This is a genomic window from Candidatus Nealsonbacteria bacterium CG07_land_8_20_14_0_80_39_13, assembly GCA_002779355.1.
Classification (GTDB): domain Bacteria; phylum Patescibacteriota; class Minisyncoccia; order Minisyncoccales.
This window is the reverse complement of sequence record PEWS01000009.1, coordinates 1-5963: the sequence shown is the minus strand read 5'-3', so window position 1 is coordinate 5963 and position 5963 is coordinate 1. Positions and strand designations below refer to the sequence as shown.

Annotated in this window: 7 protein-coding genes and 1 tRNA gene; 7 read left to right on the top strand and 1 reads right to left on the bottom strand. The window is 39.6% G+C overall.

All coding sequences use genetic code 11. The features are described 5' to 3' along the window. The first annotated feature begins 105 nt into the window (after nucleotides 1–105). The 7 genes from grpE (at nucleotide 106) to COS96_00540 (ending at nucleotide 5152) form a co-directional block, all read left to right on the top strand. A complete protein-coding gene (gene grpE / locus COS96_00570; protein PIU44146.1) occupies nucleotides 106–627 on the top strand; it encodes a nucleotide exchange factor GrpE in 522 nt (173 codons plus the stop codon). A gap of 42 nt (nucleotides 628–669) precedes the next feature. Then, nucleotides 670–2559 carry a molecular chaperone DnaK gene (locus tag COS96_00565; protein PIU44145.1) on the top strand — a complete coding sequence of 630 codons (1890 nt, stop codon included), beginning with the start codon at nucleotides 670–672 and terminating at the stop codon, nucleotides 2557–2559. 16 nt (nucleotides 2560–2575) lie between these two features. Then, on the top strand, nucleotides 2576–3730 hold the full coding sequence (dnaJ, locus tag COS96_00560) for a molecular chaperone DnaJ (GenBank protein ID PIU44144.1): 1155 nt from the start codon (nucleotides 2576–2578) through the stop codon (nucleotides 3728–3730). 237 nt (nucleotides 3731–3967) lie between these two features. Then, nucleotides 3968–4213 (top strand): hypothetical protein, encoded by a 246-nt coding sequence (locus tag COS96_00555; GenBank protein PIU44143.1) that lies wholly within the window; start codon nucleotides 3968–3970, stop codon nucleotides 4211–4213. Nucleotides 4214–4258: 45 nt separating this feature from the next. Beyond that, entirely contained in the window at nucleotides 4259–4702 is a 444-nt protein-coding gene (locus tag COS96_00550) for a hypothetical protein (protein PIU44142.1), read from the top strand. An 18-nt stretch (nucleotides 4703–4720) separates the two neighbouring features. After that, nucleotides 4721–5011 carry a DUF4325 domain-containing protein gene (locus COS96_00545; GenBank protein ID PIU44141.1) on the top strand — a complete coding sequence of 97 codons (291 nt, stop codon included), beginning with the start codon at nucleotides 4721–4723 and terminating at the stop codon, nucleotides 5009–5011. Nucleotides 5012–5081: 70 nt separating this feature from the next. Then, nucleotides 5082–5152 (top strand) — tRNA-Lys (locus COS96_00540). A 223-nt stretch (nucleotides 5153–5375) separates the two neighbouring features. Here COS96_00540 and COS96_00535 read toward each other — a convergent pair. Then, nucleotides 5376–5963 (bottom strand): hypothetical protein (locus tag COS96_00535; protein PIU44140.1); only part of this gene is annotated, 588 nt, incomplete at its 5' end.

The window sequence follows — 5963 nt, the reverse complement described above, 5'->3', positions numbered from 1 at the left end:
AATTCAAATTTTTTTTATTTCAGCGAAAAAAAATTGACATTGAACTCTGATTTGATAAAATATGGACAAATAATCATAAAATTAACTTAATCAAACATAAAAATTATGGATACGGAAGACAAAAAAGAAGAAGAGGGAAAGCCTTCCTGCGCTGAAGCTACGGAGGGTAATAAGTTGGAGAAGTGCTATAATGAAAGAGAAGAATACCTTAACGGCTGGCAGAGAGCGCGAGCGGATTTCATCAACTATAAAAAAGAGGAAGCGGAAAGAATCGGAGAGATATTCAAGTTCGCTAATGAGGCCCTGCTCTTTGAGATTCTGCCGGTTCTGGATAATTTCTACGCCGCTGAAAAACACTTGAATGAAATAGAAATCAGCGACAACAAGCTGAAAGAGACACTGAAGGGATTTGCCCTTATTAAAAACCAGCTCTTAGATGTTTTGAAAAATGCCGGAGTGGAGGAAATGAACTGTTTAGGAGAAAAATTTAATCCTAATTTCCATGATGTGGCAGAGGAGATTGAAAACAAAGACAAAGAATCAGGGATAATCTTAGAAGAGATAACAAAAGGATATAAACTGAACGGCAAACTTATCCGAGCCGCTAAAGTAAAGATTGCTAAGTAGAATTTAAAAATAGGTCAAATAAAAAAATAAATTAAAAAACATATGGCAAAAATTTTAGGTATTGATTTAGGAACAACTTTCTCCGCTATGGCCGTAATGGAGGGCGGGGAAGCAAAAATAATTGACAATAAAGAAGGAGCGAGAACGACGCCTTCGGTTGTGGCTATTTCAAAAACAGGAGAAAGACTGATCGGCGTTGTGGCTAAAAGACAGCAAATAACAAACTCAAAAAATACAATTTATTCTGTGAAAAGGCTGATAGGCAGAAGATTTACCGACACTGAAGTCCAAAGAGATAAAAAACTTCTGGCTTATGAAATCAAAGAATCAAGCGATGGGGGAGTTGATATAAAAATCGGGGAAAAATGGTACAAGCCGGCGGAAATATCAGCCATGGTTTTACAGAAATTGAAAATAGACGCTGAAGAAAGATTGGGGGAAAAAATAGAGGAAGCGATTATCACTTGTCCGGCTTACTTTGACGATTCTCAAAGAAAGGCAACTATGGTGGCCGGGGAAATCGCCGGTTTTAAGGTGCGAAGAGTTATTAATGAACCGACTGCAGCTGCCTTGGCCTATGGTTTAAACAAAAAGAAAAATGAACAAGTTCTTATTTATGATTTCGGAGGAGGGACTTTTGATGTTTCAATTCTGGATATCGGAGAAGGCACATTTGAAGTAAAAGCGACCGGGGGAGACACTCATTTGGGCGGAGACGACATTGACCAAAAAATTATGGATTGGCTGGTTTCTGAATTCAAAAAAGACCAAGGAATTGACTTATCCAAAGACCAACTGGCTCTCCAACGATTAAAAGAAACCAGCGAAAAAGCCAAGGTTGAACTCTCCACGACGCTGGAAACAGAGATAAATATTCCTTTCGTCACCTCTGACGCCAATGGGCCTAAGCATCTAAATTATAAATTCAGCCGTTCAAAGCTTGAGGAATTGGTTAAAGAATACATAGACAGGTCAATTGAAAAGGTGAAACAAACACTGAAAGAAGGAAACTTTAAACCGGAGGATATTGAAGAAATTGTTCTGGTCGGAGGGCAGACAAGAATGCCGGCCATCCAAGAAGCAGTCAAGAAATTTTTCAACAAAGAACCGAATAAAAGCATCAACCCGGACGAAGTGGTGGCATTGGGAGCGACAATACAAGGAGGAATCCTTCAGGGAGATGTAAAAGATATTTTACTTCTGGACGTTAATCCTCTTTCTTTGGGAATAGAAACCTTGGGAGGGGTTAATACTATTTTAATTCCCAAAAATACGACTGTCCCGACAGCCAAAACTCAAGTTTTCTCCACTGCCACCGACAGCCAATCTTCTGTTGAAATTCATATTCTTCAGGGAGAAAGGCCTATGGCTTCCGACAGTAAAACATTAGGAAGATTTATACTGGATGGAATTCCGGTCGCGCCAAGAGGCATTCCTCAAATTGAAGTTACTTTTGACATTGACGCCAATGGAATTCTGAACGTTTCGGCCCATGATAAAGCGACAAACAAAAAACAATCCATCAGGATTGAAGGGTCAACCGGATTGTCAAAAGAGGAAATAGAAAGGATGAAAAAGGAAGCTGAAATGAATGTCGCTGACGACCAAAAAAAGAGGGACCTGATTCAAGCCAGAAATGAGGCTGATTCATTGATTTATTCAGTTGAAAAAACGTTAAAAGACGCCGGAGACAAAGTTCCTGCTGAAGCAAAGAAAGAGGTTGAGGGAAAGATGGAGGAATTGAAAAAAATAAAAGACGGCGATGATTTGGAAAGTATCAAAACAAAAATAGCCGACCTGTCTCAAACGATTCAAAAAATCGGAGCCGAGCTTTACAAGAACACTCAAGCTCCCGGACAACAGCCGTCAGACCAGAAACCTGAAGACAAGAAAGAAGATGGCCCTGAAGAAGCAGAAACTAAAAAAGAATAAAATTTAAAAATTAACAATGGCAAAAGATTATTACCAAGTATTAGGAATAAAAAAAGACGCCTCAAAAGAAGACATAAAAAAGGCTTACAGAAAATTAGCTCATGAATATCATCCTGATAAAAAAGGCGGCAATGAAGCTAAATTCAAGGAGATAAACGAAGCCTACCAAATTCTCTCTGACGAACAGAAGAAACAGCAATACGACAGATTTGGAAGAACTTTTGAGGGAGTGGCGTCGGGAAATAGTGGCGGATTTAACGCTGAACCTGGTTTTGATTTTCAATGGGCATGGGGAAGGCCGGGAGGCGGGGGAAGTGAAAGAGATTTTGATTTTGAAGAGATGGGCGATTTCGGAGGCATCGGAGATTTAAGCGACATCATGGAGGAGATGTTCGGTTTTGGCGGACAAAGAGGAGAGGGAGGAGGAAAGAAAGACTCAAGAAACGGAAAAGATATAAAAATCGAAATGGAGATTTCAATGGAAGAAGCGATGCGGGGAAAGGAGAAGGAAATAGTTTTAGAAAAAATGGTTTCCTGTTCCCGCTGTCAAGGGAAGGGAGCTGAACCGGGCACGCCGATCAAGGAATGTTTTTCCTGCCGAGGAACCGGCCACGTCCAACAGATAAGGAAAACTTTTTTGGGTTCTTTCACTCAACGGGTTGTCTGTCCTGAATGCAAGGGCGAAGGAAATAAGCCGGAGAAACCCTGCAATGTCTGCCGAGGGGAGGGGAGAATAAAGGAAAAAGAAACTGTCGTCTTTTTTATGCCGGCTGGAGTCAATGCCAATCAAATGCTCAAGGTTGAAGGGAAAGGCGATGCCGGAAGGCGAGGGGGGAGGCCGGGTAGCTTGTACATAAGAATTATGGTCAAGCCTCATCCTGTTTTCCAAAGAAAAGGAGATGATCTGATCGCTGATGTTTTAATTTCTTTTTCTCAAGCGGCTTTAGGAGGCGAAATAAAAATCATCGCCCTTGATGGAAAGAAAATGACAGTTAAGGTTCCTTCCGGAACTAAATCGGGAAAAATTTTAAAAATCTCCAATGAAGGCATTCCGCATTTTTCAGGAAGCGGGAGCGGAAATCTTTTTATCCAGCTGACAATTAATACTCCTCAAAAATTAACCAAAGAGCAGGAAGAGTTATTGAAAAAACTGAAAGAAGCAGGACTATAAATTTTTTAAGGGACATCTCCATTCGGGAGATGTTTTTATTTACGCCAAAATTTGACATGGTTTAGGAAGCTTTTGGGAGAAAAAAACTCTCCGATAGATAGGGCTGTCGCCCAAAATAGAATAGAAATTTGGGAGCGAAGGCCTGTTGACGGGATAGATTTGTTTACGCTAAGATTTACATAGGTTTACGGGAGGTTTTGCCTTAATATTTGTAAAATTTACATAGATTTGTCGCTTATGAAAAAAATACTATCAATAGGACAAACAGCTGAACTGCTTGCTTGCTCTGTGGACACTTTGAGGCGATGGGATAAAAACAGCCGTTTTCCGTCTTTTCGCCGGAACAGAGAAACGGGAAGCCATCGCTGGTACAACCTCAATGAAGTTGAAGAATTTTCAAAAACTTTAGACGGATTCAGGTTGGCAAAAAAATGGTCAGCTGACAAAAAAGGATTTGAACCTTTGGCGGTTTATTATTGCTAGAATAGCGCAATTTTTCTTGCCCGCATAACAAAAATGGGGGAACTGATGATGCAAAATAAAGACAGCAGGGATTTGTTTTCCTTACTCGTGTCGGCAGCCGGTGAAATAGGCAATAATTCGTATGATCACAATTTGGGCCAATGGCCGGATATTCCCGGAATTTTTTTCGGATACGACTTGAATAAAAAACAAATTGTATTGGTTGACAGAGGCGTGGGAATTTTAGAAACATTAAAAAGAGTAAGGCCAAATCTGAAAAACCATAAAGAAGCTTTGGAAACTGCATTTACTGAAGTCATTTCAGGAAGAGAGCCTGAAGCCAGAGGCAATGGGTTGAAATATGTTAAAAAAATTATCTCGGAAAATCCAATTAACCTGTTTTTCCGGACAGGAGACGCAAGATTGGCATTAAACGGCAACAGCTCAAATTTAAATATGGAAAACGTAAAAGAAAACATCAGGGGATGCTTAGCATTAATATCATATTAAAAAATAATACTAAAAATTATGATTACGGAATTAAAAAAATTTGGGACTACGCTTATTTCCCGACAAACAGGAAAAGAGGCGTTTTTGGCGTTTCGTCCGCTTTCGAAAGGCGCAAAAGAGGACGAAATAATAGAGTTAAATTTTGATGGCGTGTTAACCTTTTCTCCCTCATGGGGCGATGAATTTTTAACTCCATTATTAAACATATACGGAAATAGATTAATTCTGAAAAATACAAGCAACCCGTCGGTCAAAGCTACTTTGGAAATTTTAGAAACAACCATCGGCAAAGAATTTAGAAAAATCTGATCAAAAAACAAAAAACTTGAATTTGATTTTATCGGAAAATTTGATACGATAAACACTATCAGTATATTTCGCCCCCATAGCTTAGTGGTAAAGCAATGGCCTTTTAAGCCACTGACGAGGGTTCAATTCCTTCTGGGGGCACAGCGTAATAAATTTTTCTTTCAGAAAAATTTAAACGCTGTTGGAACGCTACGAAAGTCGCGTTACCGCGACAACGCGGTTTACGCGACTTAAATTTTCTTTGAAAATTTATTGCGTTCCACAGCAAATTTTGAGTTAATTTTGGAGCCACAAAAGCGGTTTTTGCTTTTAGCTAAAATTTAAATAAAAAAGGGAAGAAAATAATTTTCTTTCGTTTATATAACTATATGTAAATCTCGCACCGACGTTCTCCTTGCTCGCAAGATTCAAGATGCACGCACCGATTGAACACATCTCCCTTAAAGCAAGCTCCCTTATATCCTCTTGTCTGACAAGAGTTGATATAACTTGCCGGACCAGGAATTGCCTTAAGCCTGTCGCACGCAGGCAATTCTGTTCCCTCTGCGGATGGATAAACAATGCTGAAATACTCACTTCTTGTGTGGTAAAGCAAGACCTCCTCTTTAGTGAATAAACTTACGCCGATACTATAGTTGTCTCCAGTATTGACACCGCCGGGAAAACCAGAGCCGACTTCCCAATCATAAATTATCATCAAAGCCGAGCTTCTACGATCCATAGGGAAACTATCTATCTCTCCGTAAAATTTATTGCCTTTAAAAAGGCTTATTTTGACTTCATCGCCCTCACCACTGTAATTAAATTCTATATTGACCGGTTTTCCTATCTCTAATTTTTCATTACCGGCAGGAGAAATAATGGCAACTGAAGGATCAAGCTTGCTGATGTTAATACCGCAATTCTTAAGATATCTCTTCACCTCTTCCTTAGAACACCGGCCGTACAAAAA